Source organism: Kribbella sp. NPDC058245 (assembly GCF_042882005.1).
GTDB lineage: Bacteria > Actinomycetota > Actinomycetes > Propionibacteriales > Kribbellaceae > Kribbella.
In genome coordinates, this window is sequence record NZ_JBHVWY010000026.1 from 44,965 (window position 1) to 62,153 (window position 17,189).

15 protein-coding genes are annotated in these 17,189 nt (G+C 68.3%); 2 read left to right on the plus strand and 13 right to left on the minus strand.

What is annotated here, in order from left to right; genetic code table 11:
• Window position 1 precedes the first annotated feature (1 nt).
• Window positions 2-862 (plus strand): hypothetical protein, encoded by an 861-nt coding sequence (locus ACFVWG_RS39620; RefSeq protein WP_391548670.1) that lies wholly within the window; start codon window positions 2-4, stop codon window positions 860-862.
• 154 nt (window positions 863-1,016) lie between these two features.
• Window positions 1,017-2,969 (plus strand): CocE/NonD family hydrolase, encoded by a 1,953-nt coding sequence (locus tag ACFVWG_RS39625; RefSeq protein WP_391548671.1) that lies wholly within the window; start codon window positions 1,017-1,019, stop codon window positions 2,967-2,969.
• Window positions 2,970-3,068: 99 nt separating this feature from the next.
• On the opposite strand, the gene ACFVWG_RS39630 is transcribed toward ACFVWG_RS39625, so the two are convergent.
• The 13 genes from ACFVWG_RS39630 to ACFVWG_RS39690 are packed head-to-tail and all read right to left on the minus strand — an operon-like array spanning window position 3,069 to window position 17,174.
• Window positions 3,069-4,232 (minus strand): glycosyltransferase, encoded by a 1,164-nt coding sequence (locus tag ACFVWG_RS39630; RefSeq protein ID WP_391548672.1) that lies wholly within the window; start codon window positions 4,230-4,232, stop codon window positions 3,069-3,071.
• Window positions 4,222-5,772: a hypothetical protein gene (locus tag ACFVWG_RS39635; protein ID WP_391548673.1), complete on the minus strand. Its 1,551-nt coding sequence runs from the start codon at window positions 5,770-5,772 to the stop codon at window positions 4,222-4,224. Before ACFVWG_RS39635 ends, ACFVWG_RS39630 begins: the two co-directional genes overlap by 11 nt.
• Window positions 5,769-7,070, minus strand: coding sequence for a nucleotide sugar dehydrogenase (locus tag ACFVWG_RS39640; protein ID WP_391548674.1), 1,302 nt, complete (start codon window positions 7,068-7,070; stop codon window positions 5,769-5,771). The genes ACFVWG_RS39635 and ACFVWG_RS39640 overlap by 4 nt, the downstream gene beginning before the upstream one ends.
• Before the next feature lie 25 nt (window positions 7,071-7,095).
• Complete coding sequence (locus ACFVWG_RS39645; protein ID WP_391548675.1) at window positions 7,096-8,229, minus strand: acyltransferase family protein; 1,134 nt, start codon at window positions 8,227-8,229, stop codon at window positions 7,096-7,098.
• 9 nt (window positions 8,230-8,238) lie between these two features.
• Entirely contained in the window at window positions 8,239-9,291 is a 1,053-nt protein-coding gene (wecB, locus tag ACFVWG_RS39650; RefSeq protein ID WP_391548676.1) for a non-hydrolyzing UDP-N-acetylglucosamine 2-epimerase, read from the minus strand.
• Window positions 9,288-10,283, minus strand: coding sequence for a Gfo/Idh/MocA family protein (locus ACFVWG_RS39655; RefSeq protein ID WP_391548677.1), 996 nt, complete (start codon window positions 10,281-10,283; stop codon window positions 9,288-9,290). Before ACFVWG_RS39655 ends, wecB begins: the two co-directional genes overlap by 4 nt.
• 1 nt (window position 10,284) lies before the next feature.
• Window positions 10,285-11,376, minus strand: coding sequence for a DegT/DnrJ/EryC1/StrS family aminotransferase (locus ACFVWG_RS39660; protein ID WP_391548695.1), 1,092 nt, complete (start codon window positions 11,374-11,376; stop codon window positions 10,285-10,287).
• Entirely contained in the window at window positions 11,373-11,984 is a 612-nt protein-coding gene (locus tag ACFVWG_RS39665; RefSeq protein WP_391548678.1) for a DapH/DapD/GlmU-related protein, read from the minus strand. Before ACFVWG_RS39665 ends, ACFVWG_RS39660 begins: the two co-directional genes overlap by 4 nt.
• The gene (locus tag ACFVWG_RS39670; RefSeq protein ID WP_391548679.1) at window positions 11,981-13,168 is read right to left on the minus strand and encodes a hypothetical protein; all 1,188 of its coding nucleotides are present in this window, start codon (window positions 13,166-13,168) and stop codon (window positions 11,981-11,983) included. Before ACFVWG_RS39670 ends, ACFVWG_RS39665 begins: the two co-directional genes overlap by 4 nt.
• Before the next feature lie 10 nt (window positions 13,169-13,178).
• The gene (locus tag ACFVWG_RS39675) at window positions 13,179-13,949 is read right to left on the minus strand and encodes a hypothetical protein (protein ID WP_391548680.1); all 771 of its coding nucleotides are present in this window, start codon (window positions 13,947-13,949) and stop codon (window positions 13,179-13,181) included.
• A complete protein-coding gene (locus tag ACFVWG_RS39680) occupies window positions 13,946-15,298 on the minus strand; it encodes a glycosyltransferase (RefSeq protein WP_391548681.1) in 1,353 nt (450 codons plus the stop codon). The genes ACFVWG_RS39675 and ACFVWG_RS39680 overlap by 4 nt, the downstream gene beginning before the upstream one ends.
• Window positions 15,295-16,383 carry a glycosyltransferase gene (locus ACFVWG_RS39685; protein WP_391548682.1) on the minus strand — a complete coding sequence of 363 codons (1,089 nt, stop codon included), beginning with the start codon at window positions 16,381-16,383 and terminating at the stop codon, window positions 15,295-15,297. Before ACFVWG_RS39685 ends, ACFVWG_RS39680 begins: the two co-directional genes overlap by 4 nt.
• 2 nt (window positions 16,384-16,385) lie before the next feature.
• The gene (locus ACFVWG_RS39690; RefSeq protein ID WP_391548683.1) at window positions 16,386-17,174 is read right to left on the minus strand and encodes an ABC transporter ATP-binding protein; all 789 of its coding nucleotides are present in this window, start codon (window positions 17,172-17,174) and stop codon (window positions 16,386-16,388) included.
• Between the last annotated feature and the right edge of the window lie 15 nt (window positions 17,175-17,189).

Genomic DNA, 17,189 nt, shown 5'->3' on the forward strand with positions numbered 1-17,189 from the left:
CATGCCACTTCCACCGAGGGCGGTGATCGTGCATCGGGCGACCGAGCTCACCGAGCTGGTCGCCCACCACGGCACTCGCCAGCAGGCGGGGTTCTTCCTGGCGGGCCGCGGGCGGGATCTGGCAGAGCTCGATGAGCGGCATCGGGCTCAGCAGGAGGCGTTGGCAACCGTGTCTGCGGCCGTCCCGCTGGACTGGCGGCGAGCTGTTGCCGAGCGCAACGATCTGGACCGGTTCGTGTTCGGACCCGAGGACGTGGTGATCGCGGTCGGGCAGGACGGGCTGGTGGCGAACGCCGCCAAGTACCTGGACGGCCAACCCGTGATCGGGATCAATCCGGAGCCGGCGCGCAATCCCGGCGTACTGGTTCCGCACGAACCAGCGGCGATCACCGAACTGCTCGCCGTACCGAACGTCGCTGCGCGGACCATGGTCGCGGCGTCGACCGACGACGGTCAGCAGCTGATCGCGCTCAACGAGGTGTACGTCGGCCACCGGACCCACCAGTCCGCGCGGTACTGGCTGGGGTCCGAACGGCAGTCATCGTCAGGCATCCTCGTCGGCACCGGCACCGGCTCGACCGGGTGGTGCCGCTCAGCCTGGCAAGAACGCCACAGCCCGCTCACCCTCCCAACACCCATCGACCCAGCCCTGTGCTGGTTCGTCCGCGAAGCCTGGCCCTCACCAGCAACCGGAACCACCAACACCGAGGGCCTCCTCAAGGCACCCGACGCGTTGACGATCACGGCCGAGTCCGACCTGGTCGTCTTCGGCGACGGCATGGAATCCGACACCCTCACCCTCACCTGGGGCCAACGCCTCGAGATCACCGTCGCCCCCGTCAAACTCCACCTGGTGGTGTGAAGTATTACCCGTGCGTGTGCGTCCGGTGACCAGTTGAGACGAGATGTGTGCTGACAACGATGGTCATCCGTGCTTAAGGTGCAGACCAATACCACGGCCCTATTCGAGGGAGGGCCGTCGTGCCTTGCCCACCGCCCATAGGGGAGAGACACGCATGCGCAGAACTCCGTTCCGTACCGGAACGATCCTGCTTGCTGCGGCCGCGTTGATTCCGGCCGCGAGTCTGACCGCGGCCGCCCGGCCTTCCGCGGACGCCGCCAAACCACCGACCAGGCCGTTCGTCCAGGGGACGCAGACGGTCGCGGCGTACGACTACGACAACGCGATCCACGAGCGGATCGCGGTCGACGTCCCGCACACGGACAACGACGAGGACGGCAAGACCGACCAGATCACCGTCGACATCATCCGCCCGGGTGAGGCCGCGCAGGCCGGGATCGACGTACCGGTCATCATCCAGGCCTCGCCGTACTACGCCGGCGACCCGGCGAACTACTTCGACTCCAACGGCATCCGGCAGGTCTACGGCAGCTGGCTGGACAACTACTTCGTGCCGCGCGGGTACGCCGTCGCGTTCGTCGACATGCCGGGGACGAACCGTTCCACCGGCTGTACCGACGTCGGCGGCGACTTCGAGGTGCAGGGCACCAAGGCGGTCATCGACTGGCTGAACAACCGGGTGCCGGGCTACAACCCGGACGGCAGCAAGGCGAAGGCCGACTGGTCCACCGGCAAGGCCGGCATGATCGGTACGTCGTGGAACGGGACGATCGCGAATTCCGTGGCCAGCACCGGTGTCCGTGGCCTGGAGACGATCGTTCCGATCGCGGCGATCTCCAGCTGGTACGACTACACCCGCAGCTTCGGGGTGCCGTTCTACGACGCGTACATGGAGTTCCTGTACGACTACGTCAGCAACGACAAGACCCCGCGCTGTGTCGCACTGACCGACGAGGTCGAGCAGGACTCCGACACCCGGACCGGTAGCTACAGCAAGTTCTGGGACCCGCGGAACTACCGGCTGGACGCGAGCAAGGTGCACGCCTCCGTGTTCGCGATCCACGGTCTGGACGACGAGAACGTGAAGACCCGGCAGTTCGGCGAGTGGTGGGACGAGATCGCCAAGCGCAACGTGCCGCGGAAGATCTTCCTGCACCAGGGCGTGCACCTGGACGGGTTCAGCTTCCGGGACGCGTACGTCGACCAACTGCACCCGTGGTTCGACTACTGGCTGCAGGGCCTGAAGAACGACGTGATGAAGCAGCCGCAGGCGACCATCATGCGTGAGGACGGCAGCTACACGACCGAGGCCAAGTGGCCGGCGGCCGGGGCCAAGCAGACCAAGCTCAACCTCGGAAAGGCCGACGGTGCAAAGGCCGGCGGCCTGTCGATCGCGGCCGCCACGGGTGACCCGGTCAGCTTCACGGGTACGGACAAGGAGTCCACGGACACCGTCGTACTGGATCCGACCACGCCGAAGCCCGACCGTGCAGTGTTCCTCAGCGACACGCTCGACAAGGCGGTCCGGATCAGCGGCACCGGCAAGGTGACCGTCCGGGTGAAGTCGAACCGCGCCGCGGCCGGTATCAAGGCTCGCGTCGTCGACTACGGTACGGCGACCCGCTACACCAACGTGACGAGCGTTCCGAACACCCCGGTCTGCTGGGGTGACGGCAACGCGCTCGACACCGGTTGCTACAACAAGACCCAGATCAATACGGCGGTCTCGGACGCGGCCGTCGTCATCCGCACGCTCGCGGACGTCGGGCACTACAAGTCGCTGAACCGCAAGGAGTCGCTGCAGTCGGGCAAGTGGTACGACCTGACGTTCGAGCTGAACGCCGACGACATCGTCTTCGCCGCCGGTCACCGGCTCGGCCTCGTCCTGACGGTCGAACCCGACAACCCGTCGATCCCGTTCACGGGTGCCACCCTCACCCTGGACCCGACCCGCTCGTCCCTGACCCTCCCGCTCACCGGCTACACCCAGTCGCTGGCGACCGCAGGAGCCCCGCAGGCACGCGTCATCGCGAGCGACCTCGCCCAGCCGGAACCCGAGAAGGACCCGGTCAAGCTCATGCAGCAGATGGTCGAAGCCTCCCGCTGATCCCCCATTTGGCTGGCTAGGCACTGATATTGGGGGTTCTGCACCGTTAACCACGGTGTAGAACCCCCGATTTGGCTGCCTAGCCAGGGAAATCGGGGACTACAGCTCGGAGTAGGCCTTGACGAGGGTTTGGGAGTCGTGTTCCCAGTTGAGCTCGTCGGCGGCTTCGCGGACGCCGGCGGTGTAGACCGGGTAGCTCTCGATCAGAGCCCGTACGGCGGCCGTCAGCGAAGCGGGATCACCAGGCGTGTAGAGCGTTCCGAGTTGATGCGACGACACGACCGACCGCAGCTCGGGCAGGTCGGCCGCAACCACCGGTACGCCGGCTCTGACCGCGTGGAAGAGTTTGTTCGGCAACGCCAGCCGGTGGTTCTCGCAGGTGTTGGTCAGCGTGACCAGCGAGATGCCGTACGAGCGCAGGGTCTCGTCGACCTCGTCGATCGAGCGCTCGGCCACGACCTCGACCGGCCCCAGATCCAAGCGATAGTTGGGATCCACCGAGCCCATCAGCACGGTGCGAAACGGCTCCAGCTGACGCGCGGCCCCGACCACGGTGGGCAGGTCACGACCCGCGCCCACGCGACCGGCGTACAGGAGTCCCTCGGGTCGCTCCAGCGGCGGCGGGACGAAGTTGGCCTTCGGGAACGTGTTCCGGATGACGCGGACATCGGTGAGGCCGCGGTCGCGCAGCCGAACGGCAATGCCGTCGGAGACGGTGAAAACGACCCGTGCCTTCGCAGCCAGCTCAGCCTCGAACCTCCGGCCCTTTGCGCGCCAGAACGGCGTCGGCCGGCCCGGCAGCGCACGGTCGAACCACAGCTCATGGCTGTCGTAGACCAGGATCGCCTGCCACTTCTCGGCGTACTCCGCGGCCAGCTCGAGCGTGTTGAAGTCATGAGCGTGTACGACGTCGAACGGGCCGGCCGCAGCCACCTTCGGCGACGCAGCGAGCCGCCACTGCTTCTCGGTCCGCAGCCGGTGCTCCGGCAGCAGCAGCCAGCGCCCGAAGCGCTTGGCCAGCACCTTCGGCCCACGCCGCCCGTGCCCGACCGCCAGTCCGCCGCCACCGGCGCGCAGCCCGGAGGAGCGCGACACCGACTCGACCGTGATCTTCGGGCCGATCTCGAAGCCCTCGGGCACGTCCCGCCCGATGATGTGAATCGTGTGCCCAGCATCCGCCAGCGCGGTTGCCTCGCGAAGGATTCGCGAGTCCCCGGCGATCGGAGACTGCGCAATCATCAATACCCGCATGTCACCTGCCACCGAGGAAAGGTAGCAGCGCTTCGACTGCTCTGCGTCCATCGTGCAGTTCCCGAACGTAAGCAGCCCCGCCGTCGGCCAGCTTCCGCGACGTCTCCCGATCGCTCACCAGGCGCTCGATCACCGCACCAAGGTCACTCGGAGTGGCCTCCGCGATCGGCAGCTCAGCGGGCAGCAGCGCGCGCACGCGGTCCGCCACGTGACCCACAGTGACCCGCCCGGCCGCCATCGCCTCACACGCCAGTACGCCGTACGAGCCGAGCATCAGCTGGTCGACCACCAGATCGGCGTCCTTCACCAGCGCAGCCAGCTCGGAGTGCCGCACCCCCTCGACGCGCTGGTACTTGATCACCCCACGCGCGTCCAGGTCGGTCAGCACCGGGTCGACGTACGCCGAGCCCTTTAGAGCGCTACTGGACGGCGCATGCAGCACGACTGGCACCGCCCGCTCCAGCACCGGCCGGTCCGACGCCAGAGCGTTCACATCGACGGTCAGCGGCAGCCACGTCCCGTTGTCGACGAACTCCAGCAGGTCCGGGGTGGTCACGAACACAGGGCCGTCGTACGACGACAGATGCCGCCGCAGTACGTCGTTCGCAGCCTGCAGCCGGCGAGTGAAGTCGTCATCCGGGTCCTGGAACGGCGAGTGCTCGAACAGCTGTCGATGCCTGGCCGGATCGCGGATTTCCGAGCCATGGAAGACCAAACCGTGCCGGATGCCTGCCCTGTCCAGCATCGGTACGTCGCTCGTCCACATCTGCCCGGGGAGCTGGCCGAACATCGGCCGGCCCGCTTCGAACAGCACATGGGTGACTTCGGCCAATGCCCAAGCTGTGAGGTCGAGCTGCCAACGCAGATCGCCCTTGTATTGCTCAGCTGTGGCAGTGCGATGAGCAGGGAACTCGAACTTCGCACCGGTGGTGTTGAGCGTCTCAACAGCCAGCCCGGGCACCGCCTGCTCCAGAGCCTGAGCCCACAACCAGGCCTGCCCAGCACTGTTCACCGGTCCGATCAGCAGGCGCCGCGCATGCGCCCGACTGCGCGCCGGAGCGGCCTCCCCATGGTCTGCACCGGCGTCTTGGGAGGCGACCTTCAGCACTCGCTTCTGCAGCTTCGCTCGGGCGGCAGCACGGTTGGCGACGCCAAGCATCGCAGCATCCTGTGCGTACACGACATCCGGCTGGAGGCGGTCGATCAGCCCACCGAAGGTGAGCTCCAGCATCTGTGCCTTCGAAGCACTCGCCCTTGGATCGATCTTCAGCACTTTCAACCAGGCGCGTCGGAGCAACTGCTCGACTCTGCCAACCCGGCCGTGGGCCAGGTCGGTCTTGAGGTCGGCCAACGCGACCTTGTGCCTGTCACCGACCTGCGGTTCCCGGAGCGGGACGCGAAAAACCAGAGCGCCGTCGACAAGTTCCTTCGACGACTCCCTGGTAGCCGAGGGCCCGAGCACAGTCACCTGTGCCCGGGCTCCGGCGAGTCTTGCTGCCCCCTCGTGAGTGGTGCTGCTGAGCAGCACCACCCGCAGGTCGGGCTGGGTCACTGCCGGACGGACCTTCCGATCACGATGCGACGGACACCGGCCCACTTGGCGGCGTCGGTCTTGTCGCGGCCGTCCACGAGCACCGTGACGCCCGGGAGGTCGGCCGGCGACAGCTCGGCGTACTCGGCGTGGTCGGCCTGCAGCACCGCCGCGTCCACCGGCGTGCCCAGCGTGTACGGCGTGAAGCCGAGCCCGGTGAGCTCCTCGTCGGTGTACATCGGGTCGTGCACGAAGACCTCGGCGCCGCGGCCCTTCAGCGCGTCGACGGCCGGGAAGACGCCGGAGAACGCGGTCTCCTTGACGCCACCGCGGTACGACGCACCGAGGACGACGACCTTGGCACCCTTGAGGTCGCCGAAGGCACCCTCGAGCAGGCCGATGGTGTAGTCCGGCATGCCGGCGTTCGCCTCGCGGGCGGCGCGGACGACGGTCGCGTCCGGGTCGGTGTACAGGTAGAGCCGCGGGTAGACCGGGATGCAGTGACCGCCGACGGCGATGCCGGGACGGTGGATGTGGCTGTAGGGCTGCGAGTTCGACGCGTCGATCACCTGGGTGACGTCGATGCCGTTCTGGCCGGCGAACCGGGCGAACTGGTTCGCCAGGCCGATGTTGACGTCGCGGTAGGTGGTCTCGGCCAGCTTCGCCAGCTCGGCGGCCTCGGCGGAACCGAGGTCCCAGACGCCGTTGCCACGCTCGAGATCCGGGCGCTCGTCGAAGTCGAGGACGGCCTCGTAGAACTCGGTGGCGCGCTTGGCGCCCTCGTCGGACAGACCGCCGATGAGCTTCGGGTACTTGCGCAGGTCCGCGAAGACGCGGCCGGTGAGCACGCGCTCCGGGGAGAACACCAGGTGGAAGTCGGTGCCCTCGGTCAGGCCGGAGATCTCCTCCAGCATCGGCTTCCACCGGTTCCGGGTGGTGCCGACCGGCAGCGTGGTCTCGTAGGAGACCAGGGTGCCCGGGGTGAGGTGCTCGGCCAGCGAACGAGTCGCGTTCTCCATCCAGCCGAACTCCGGCTCGCCGGTCTTCTCGTCGACGAACAACGGCACCACGATCACGACGGCGTCGCTGTTCGGGATGGCGTCGGCGTAGTCGGTGGTCGCCCGCAGGCGGCCGTCGGCCACGGTCTCGGCGAGCAGCTCCTGCAGGTGGTCCTCACCCGGGAACGGCTCCTGGCCGGCGTTCACCAGCTCGACGAACTTCTCGTTGATGTCGACACCGACGACCTGGTGCCCCTTCGAGGCGAACTGGACCGCCAACGGCAGACCGATCTTGCCCAAGGCAATTACACTGACGCGCACTCTGACTCCACTAGATAGTGATTCTTCAACGGGAGCCTCGTAGCTTGAGTTCCAGCGGGTGCTCGACGAACTTGTAGAGCAGCCACGAGGCGAGGATCGAGACGGCGCCGACACCGGCGTACCAGGTCAGGTTGAGCCAGGAGACAGCTTCGCTGTGTCCGTGCAGTTCCCTGATCGCGTACAGCACGGTGGCATGCACCAGATAGAAGGAGTACGACCACTGGCCGAGTGCGACCAGCGGCTTGCTCCGGAGAAGGGACCGGCCACCGCGCAGGTCCCGGGCAGCGACGACCAGGATCAGAAAGCCGTAGAGGAGGGTGAGAATCTCCTTCTGCAGCAGGCTGATCTCGGTTCCGAACGGCACCTTGCCCGGGTGCCGGAACGTATAGGTGAGAACGATCAGCCCGACGCCGATCGCGAGATAGCCGAGCCAGGCCGGCAGCCGGGTGGTCCAGCCCGATCGCAACGCGATGGCGATCGCGATCCCGACCACGAACGCGGTCGCGTGCAGCAACGGTGGCGGCAGCGTCGGCAGGTCGGCCCAGTGGTACTGCGTCAACCGGTACCCGCCCGAGATGACGATCGCGGCTGCGGCGACGATCAACGCACCGGCCAGCTTCAGCCGGGCCGTGATGCGCTGCAGGAACGGGAAGAACGCGTAGAAGAACATCTCGATCGACAACGTCCAGGACGCCGGATTCCCGCCGTACAGGATGTCGGGGTTGTTCGACCAGCCGTTCAGCAGGAACAGCGACAGCACGATCGCGGTGATCGAGACCGGCTTGATCCAGAACATGTTCTCCGGCGGGTCGAACCGGTAGAACACGACGATCGCCGGGATCAGCGCGACCACGTGGGCCGGGACGATCCGGGCGAACCGGCGGCGGTAGAACGTGCCGGCCACCGTCCCGGGCCGGGTCGACCAGGTGAGTACGAAACCCGAGAGCACGAAGAAGAACGTCACCCCGGAGGTGCCGAGCTTCAGGAACTCGCGGATCGGCAGCGGGGCCAGATTCCCCATGTGGTGGGTGAAGACGAAGAACGCCGCCCACCACCGCAGACCGGTCAGGGACTCAATACGGGTAGCTGCCGAGGGCGAGGCCGCCGCCGGCCCAGAAACCTCCTGGGCGGGCGACTGCACCACGTCCTCGGCAGCCATCGACATGTTCTACTCGGCGAGCGTTGCGACCACGCGACCGGCCGCGTGACCGTCGCCGTACGGCATCGGGCGCTCGCCCGTCGGGGCCGTCCGAGCAGCCAGCTCGGGCAGCTTGCTCACGTCGGAGGTCAGCACGTTCCAGCCGGACTCGACGGTCTCGACCCACTCGGTCTCGGGCCGCAGCGTGGTGCAGACGCGGCCGAGCAGGAAGGCCTCCTTCTGCAGACCACCGGAGTCGGTGACGACACCGGCCGAACCGATGACGGCCTGAACCATCTCCGGGTAGGCCAGCGGCTCGCGGACGTGCAGCGAACCGTCCGGACGCTCCAGCTTGATGCCGTGCTCCGCACACTTGGCGACCAGGCGCGGGTGCGCCAGCAGGACCACCGGGCGCCCGACGTTGGCCAGGCCCTCGATGATGCCGGCCAGGTGCTCCGGGTCATCGGTGTTGTCCGGCCGGTGGATCGTCGCGACCAGGTACTCGCCCTGCTTGAACGGCAGGTCGAGCGGCTGGTCCTTGACGGCGTCCCGGACCCGGAAGCAGACGTCGGTCATGACGTCGCCGACCAGCCGGGACTTGTCCTTCAGGCCCTCGTTGGCCAGGTGATCCATCGCCACCTGGGTCGGGGCGAGCAGGATGTCCGACGCGTGGTCGGTCAGCACCCGGTTGTGCTCCTCCGGCATCCGCCGGTTGAACGACCGCAGACCGGCCTCCAGGTGCGCGACCGGGAGGTGCATCTTCACTGCCGACAGCGCGCCGGCCAGTGTCGAGTTGGTGTCGCCGTAAACGAGCACCCAGTCCGGCCGGTGCTCATCCAGTACGGCGTCCATCGCGGACAGCATCGCGCCGGTCTGCACACCGTGGCTACCGGAGCCGATGCCCAGGTGGACATCCGGCGCCGGGATCTTCAGGTCGGCGAAGAACACGTCGGACATGTTCTTGTCGTAGTGCTGACCGGTGTGCACGATCACGTGCTCGTGGTCGGTCGCCGCGAACGCCTCGGCGATCGGGGCGAGCTTCACGAACTGGGGACGCGCCCCGACAACACTCAGGACCTTCACGACGCGGCGACCTTGATGGTGCGATCCTCGGCGGCCGACTGGATGACGGCCTCGGCGACGGCAACGGTGGTCAGACCCTGCTGCAGCGTGACGATGTCGGCGTCCTTGCCCAGGACGGCGTCCCGGAAGGCCTCGTGCTCGGTGCGCAGCGGCTCGGGCTTGCTGATCGCGTAGCGGATCATGTCGCCCTCGCTGACACCACGGAAGTGCGCGACGTCGTCCCACGCGGTGGCGACCGTGCCGTTGGCGTGGAAGGTCAGGTCGGCGGTCAGGGTGTCGGCGATGAAGGCGCCCTTCTCACCGGTGACGACGGTGAGCCGCTCCTTCATCGGGGACAGCCAGTTGACCAGGTGGCTGGTGACGGTGCCGTCGGCCAGCTTGCCGGTGACAGCGATCAGGTCCTCGTACTCGCGGCCGGACTTGTGCGCGCTCTGCGCGGACACGGTCACGAACGGGGACTGGGTCACCCAGGCGGTCAGGTCGATGTCGTGCGTCGCCAGGTCCAGCACGACGCCGACGTCGGCGATGCGGGCCGGGAACGGGCCCTGCCGGCGCGTGGTGATCTGGTAGATGTCGCCCAGCTCGCCGGCCTCGAGGCGGACCCGCAGCGCCTGCAGCGCCGGGTTGTACCGCTCGATGTGACCGACCGCGCCGACCAGGCCGGCCGCCTCGAACGCCTTGGCGATCTCGGTCGCCTCGGCCGAGGAACCGGCCAGCGGCTTCTCGATCATCGCGTGCACGCCGGCCTCGGCCAGCGCCTTGGCGATCTCCGCGTGGTACTGGGTCGGCACCGCGACCATGCAGTAGTCGATGCCTTCGGCAATCAACTGCTCGATGGTGGAGTGCACCGGACGACCGCCGGCGACACCGAACTTGTCACCGCCCGGGTCCGCGACGGCGACCAGGTCGACGCCGTCCAGGGAAGCCAGCACGCGGCCGTGGTGACGCCCCATCATGCCGAGGCCGATCAGGCCTGCCCTCAGGTTCGCCATCTCACGCACCAGCCTTCGCCACGGTGTTCACCGCGGCCACGATCCGGTTCAGGTCGTCCTCGGACAAGGACGGGTGGACCGGCAGCGAGAGCACCTCGGCCGCGGCCTTCTCGGTCTCCGGCAGGTCCAGCTCGCGCTTGAACGAGGGAAGCCGGTGGTTCGGGATCGGGTAGTAGACGCCGCAGCCGACGCCGTACTCGGTGCGCAGCGCGTTCGCGAAACCGTCCCGGTCCTCGGTGACGCGGATCGTGTACTGGTGGTAGACGTGGCTGGCCTCGTCGGCCACCGCGGGGACGCCGACACCGGCGAGGTTCGCGTCCAGGAAGGCCGCGTTCTCCTGCCGCTGCTTGGTCCAGCCGCCGACCTTGGTCAGCTGCACGCGACCGATCGCGGCGTGCAGGTCGGTCATCCGGTTGTTCAGGCCGACGACCTCGTTCTCGTACTGCTTGAGCATGCCCTGGTTGCGGTAGAGCCGCATCTGGCGCTCGAGGTGCTCGTTCGCGACCGAGTTCATGCCGCCCTCACCGGACGTCATGTTCTTGGTCGGGTAGAGGCTGAACATGGCGAAGTCGCCGAAGGTGCCGACCGGAGCGCCGTTCCAGGTCGCGCCGTGCGCCTGCGCGGCGTCCTCGTAGATCGCGATGCCGTGCTTGTCCGCGATCGCCTGCAGCGCGGTCATGTTGGCCGGGTGGCCGAACAGGTGCACCGGCATGACGGCCTTGGTCTTCTCGGTGATCGCGGCCTCGACAGCGGCCGGGTCCAGGCAGAAGTACGTCGGCTCGATATCGACGAAGACCGGGGTCGCACCGGTCAGCGCGACGCTGTTCGCCGTAGCGGCGAAGGTGAAGGACGGGACGATGACCTCGTCACCCGGTCCGACCCCCGTGGCCAGCAGGCCGAGGTGGAGACCCGACGTGCCCGAGTTCGTCGCGACGCACGCACGGCCGGAGACCAGCGCTGCGCCGAACTCCTGCTCGAACGCCGCCACCTCAGGACCCTGGGCGAGCATGCCGGACTGCATGACACGGTCGACAGCCTCGCGCTCCTCCTTCCCGATGATCGGCTTCGCGGCCGGAATCGGCTGCACCATCAGTTCTCCTCCTGTGCTTCATCGGCCGGCCGCAGCCGTCCGTCGGTTTCGATGTAGAGCTCGCCCGTGTTCGGGCATTTCCACTCGCCGTCCCCGACAGCGAGCAGCGGTACGCCGGCCTTGCCGACCCACTTGAGGTGGCGCGCCGGGACCCCGGCGACCAGCGAGAAGTCCGGCACGTCCTTGACCACGACGGCACCGGCGGCGACAGTCGCCCAGCGGCCGACGGTGACCGGGGCCACGCAGGTGCTGCGCGCACCGAGCGAGCAGCCTTCCTTCAGCGTCACGCCGATCGGCTCCCAGTCGTGCGCGGACTTCGGTGACCCGTCCGGGTTCACCGCGCGCGGGAAGTAGTCGTTGGTCAGCACCACGGCCGGGCCGATGAAGACGCCGTCCTCGAGCGAGGCCGGCTCGTACACCAGCGCGTAGTTCTGGATCTTGCAGTTGTCGCCGATCTGGACCCCGGTCCCGACATAGGCGCCGCGGCCGACGATGCAGTTCTTCCCCAGCACCGCGTTCTCGCGGACCTGGGCCAGGTGCCAGACCGACGATCCGTCGCCGATCTGGGCGCGCTCGTCGACGTCGGCCGACGGGGCGATGCGGGTGGTCACAGGGTCTCCTTAACAGTCAGCCAGTGGCTGAGAACTTCGGCTGCGCGACGACCGTCGTGCAGCCCCGCCACGAACCCGGGCCCGGCCGCCGCCTGCGCGGCCGCGCTCCCGGTATCAGCGACGAGATCGCTGACGACGTCACCCAGCGTGTCGTCGTCCGCCTCCACGATCGGTACCTCTCGCCCAGCCAGACTACGCACCTGCGCGCGTAGCTCCGAACCGACGTACGAGACGACGATCCGCCCCGCCGCCAGCGCCTCGACCGCGGCGACGCCGTACAGGCCGATTCCCAGCTGGTCTACAACGATGTCAGCGGCGCCGATCACGCTCGGCATCTCCGCGTGCGGTACGCCGGTGATGCGCCGGTACTCGATCAGGCCGCGCTCGTGCAGCCCGGTCAGCACCTCGTCGATCCGGGCGCTGCCCTTGAGCTTCGCGCTGGACGGGACGTGCACGACAACCGGACGCTCGCCACTGAAGAGCGGACGAGCCGCCTGAGCCCAAGGCGCCGGATCGATGACGACCGGCAGCCACTGCGCCTGCGGTACGTCGATCAGCAGGTCAGGCGTGGAGACGAAGACCGGCAGTCCGAGGCTCTCGATCAGCTCGGCATGGCGCCGTGCCTGGACCTCGAGCTTCTCGGTGAACTCGTCGCGTTCCGCGAACGGCGAGAAGCGCTCACGCGCCGCATGCCGACTGGGCAGCCGGATGTCGGATCCATGGAACAGCAGGCTGACCTCGAGGCCCGCCTGCTGCAGTACGGCGATGTCCGCGGCCGCATCCGGATGGCCGCCGTACCCGAGAAGTGGCCGCAGGGACTCGACCATCACGTGGGTGTAGTCGGCCACAACGTGCTCGCGCTGGGCACGTGCCCAGCGCGATTGGTTCCACCACGACTGCGGTACGCCGTAGTCGTCGGCGAACCGGAAGGCCGCCGAGCGATGAATCGCGAACGACACGGCCGCGACGCCGGGTAACGTCTCGGCCGCGCGGGCCCAGGCGTAGCCCTGACCGGCGGAGTTGGTCGGCCCGACCAGCAGCCGCACGGGGGTGGTGGCAGCCGGTGGGAAGGCCGGCAGGGTCGCGTACGCGTACCGCAGACCACGCAGACGTGCCCGGACCGCCTTCGCGGTCCGGGCAACTGGCGTCGGCAGGTGGTCACGAAGCGAACGCGACACCGTCATGGACATGACCTCAGTGACCTGCCGGGACCTTGAGCTGGTCCAGCTCACGCCGGGCCGCGGGCAGACCGAGCACGACCGGCCGGTCCGGCCGCTCCTGCCCGAGGTGCCAGCCCGCCCAGATCGCGTTCGCGTCGAGCGCGATGATCACGTCGGCCTGCTGGATGAAGTCGCGCACGTCGGTACGAGTCTGCACGCGCTTCCAGTAAGCCTTGCTGAGGTTCTTGCTGACCCGGGAGGTCCGCAGGAACTTCACCGGGCCGAACTTCATCGCGGCGTTGACCGCCTTGCGACGGGCCCGGCGGTAACGCCAGCGCACGGCCTGCTTGACCCGGGCGCCACCCCAAGGCATCGGCTCCGGCCGCTTCTTCGGGCGGTGCCCGTGCCCGTGGCCGTGACCGTGGCCATGCCCATGCTCGCCCTCACCGGCGTGCTGCTCGGCCGCGGCCGGCGTCAGGCTGTGCCCAGTGACGGAGTTCGGGTCCGAGACAGCCTCCGGTGCGATGACCGCGTCCGGCGACTCGTCGAACTCGTCGCCGCTGACCTCGTCGTCGTACTCGTCATCGTCGTCGTACTCGTCGTACTGGTCCTCGATGGTCGGCATCCGGCCCGGACCGATCAGCGTGAACGTGTTGACCTTCTCGTCGACGATGTCGATCGGCGGCAACCAGCCGATCACGTCGAGCACGAGACTGTCGCCACCCCCGAGGTCCTCGCGGATGGTGTCGAAGTAGTCCGGCTGCAGACGCTTGGTGCTCAGCAGCAAAACCTTCTGCTCGCTCATGCGGACACCTCGCTCTTCTTCGTGACGACCTCGGCGAGGGCCTCGATCCGCGGGTCCATCACCAGGTCCCGCCGGTAGCCGGCGCCGAACTCGCGCGCCTTCTGGCGGATGCCCTCGTCGGCCGTCCGGGCCGCGTGCGCGGCCTCGATCAGCGCCGCCGCGATGGCCTCCGGCGTCACCTCGGTGACCGGGAACCAGAGCGGGTGACCACGCAGTACGTCGGACGCCGCGTTCTCGGGGTCGTGCACGGAGACGACCGGCAGACCGGTCGCCAGGTACTCGAAGACCTTGCCGCTGGTCACGTACTTGCCCTTGCCCAGCATCAGCAGCTGGACGTCGAACTCGTCGTACGCCTTGGCGATCTCGGCCTTGCCGACCGGGCCCTCGTAGCTGACGCCCTCGTCGGCACCGGAGTTGATCGCGGCCAGCATGTCCGGCCGCGGTACGGCGTAGTACCCGAGGTAGCCGTGGATCTTGGCCTTCGCACCGGCCAGCTCCTCGGACTGCTCGACGGCGATCTTCCAGCCGTCGACGAAGTCCTGCAGCGGCACCTTCGGCGACACGGTACCGACGTACCCGAAGGTCAGCGGCCGGTCGGCGACCGGGCCGCGGTCATGGGTGTCCGGGACCAGCTCCGGGTCGAAGCCGTTGGCCACGACGTGCATCTTCTGCGCCTGCTCCGGGTAGAGCTCGACGTGCCACTCCTTGATCGGGTCGTTGACGAACCAGACCTCCTGAGCGGACTCGACCAGCTTCTTCTCCCACTTGGCGGCGCGGCTGTTCGGCTCGTGCAGCCGGTTGCCGCTGAAGACGTCGAGCAGCCAGGCGTCGCGGTAGTCCATCACGTAAGGCACGTTGGCCTTCTCGTGCAGGTGGTACGCCGCCGTGAACGCGACATGCGGGTTGGCCGTGGCCACGGTCAGGTCGACCGGGTTCTCGGCGTGGATCCGCTCCGCCGCCTCCTCGATCACCGAACGCCAGGGGCCGTAGCCGTGCTCCGGGAACGGGATCAGGTCCTGCTTGTTCCGCCACTTGCTCCACAGCCGCGGGTTGCGGGCGCGGGCCTTCGGCCAGCGGCGCAGGTCGGTCTCCATGACCGGCCAGTCGAACGGCACCCGGACCACCTCGACGGAGGGGTCGACCCTGTCCTCAAGGGTCGCGTCGGCACCGGTGAAGCGATAGAAGGTCTCGCGTTCGGCCGTCAGCACCGTCACCTTCCAGCCGAGCGCGGCGAACCGGTTCGCTGTCGCCAGCGCCCGGTACACACCGCCACCCCGGCACGGGGGAAACCCCCAGGCGACGTACAACATGTGTGGGCGGTCCGTCATGCCCATCCTCTCAGCAGTCATGCTCTCAGCAAGGTGAGAATCGCGTCGGCCAATTCGTCGTACGGCGTCGTGGCGGGCAGATTGGCGGCTGCCCACTCGAGCGCGTGGTCACGCAGTTTCTCCAGCTCGCCGGGGTCCGCGGACCAGCGCCGCAGGGTCTCCGACGCCTCGGCCACCGAGTCCACCAGGACTCCGCCACCAGACTCCTCGATCACCCGGGTCTGCCGTGGCAGGCGGGTGGACAGCACCGGGAGGCCGCTGGCCAGGTACTCGTAGATCTTCGACGGCATCGCTTCCACGAACGCCGGGGTCGGCTGCAGCATGGCCAGGCTGGCCCAGGCACCCTGGGTCAGCTTCCACGCGTCAGCCGGTGGCTGGCGGCCGTGCAGGCGGACCCGCCCGGCCAGGTCGGGCCGGTTGATCCGGGCCTCCAGCTCGTCGCGGTCGCTCGGGGCGACCGGACCGATCAGGTCCAAGGACCAGTCCGTCGCCGCGGCGACGGTCTCGACCATGTCGAACAGTCCACGGCTGGCCCGCAGGTCCCCGACGTACACGGCGCGCGGGGCACCGGTCGGCGGGGTCAGCGCCAGGAACGGGACGTACGGAAAGTTCTGCACGACCAGGCGTTTCTTCGCCTGGTGCGGGGCAAGATGGGAATCGGCGACAACCGTCAGGTCGGCGCCGGCCGCCAGCTTGGAGCTGGCCCGGACGATCATCCGGGCCGGCAGTCCGGCCGGGCCCTTCGCCCAGGCGCGGTCCGCGAGCAGCCGGGTGTAGTCCTCGTGCACGTCGGCGACCATCTTGCGGCGGCGCAGTGTGGTGACGAGCCGGGTGATCGGGATCATGTCCGGATCGACGGTCATCACCACCTTGGCCTTGGTCCGCCATGGCAGCACCGCCGTCCGGGCCAGCCGCTGAACCAGGTTGCCCCGGGGACCGGCGTGCACCACAGCGCCCGCCGGACCGCCCTCGGGCTCGCCGAGGCCCCACAGCTCGACACTGAGGTCGCGGTGCTGCAGGGCCGCGGTGATCTTGTGCAGACGCGCATCGGCGACGTCGTGGCCGGTCGTGATGATCCCCACGTCCGGCGCTGGCCTGCGCGACATCGTCAGAGGTCCTCGCGCGAAACGGCTTGAGCGGCGTCGACCTTGAGGAAGTGGGTGTACGCGTCGATGACCTCCTTGGGCTCGCCGCGCATCATCACCTTGCCCTTGTCGATCCAGATGCAGTCGTTGCAGAGCTCGCGGACGCTGCTCATCGCGTGGCTGACCAGGAACATCGTCCGGCTGTTGGTGGCCAGTTCCTTCATCTTGTCGGCGGCCTTGACCTTGAACTTGGCGTCACCGGCCGACAGCGCCTCGTCGATCATCAGGATGTCGGGGTCCATGTGCACGGCGACCGCGAAGGCGACCCGCGCGAACATGCCGGACGAGTACGTCCGCATCGGCATCTCCATGAACCCTTCGCCGAGCTCGGCGAAGGCCTCGATCTCCTCGTACCGCTCCTGGACCTGCTTGCGGGTCAGGCCGGCCGCGAGACCACCGAGGGTGACGTTCTCCTTGCCGGACAGCTGGGCGTTGAAGCCCACCCCCAGTGACAGCAGTGTGCTGACCCGGCCGTGCACCTCGATCCGGCCCGTGGTCGGCGGCAGGATGCCGGCGATCGCCCGCAGCAGCGTCGACTTGCCGGCACCGTTGGCCCCGATGATGCCGATCGCGCTGCCGTGCGCGACGTCGAAGGAGACGTTCTGAACGGCCTTGACCTCGCGGACCGCGCGCTCGCCACGGCCGAACCGGACGATCGCGCTCTTGAAGGTCGGCACCCGCTCGAACGTCGTCCGGTAGGTGATGGAGACGTCCTGGACCTTGACGGCCGGACTGGAGTCAACGTTTGACATGGTCTTCTTCTCGGC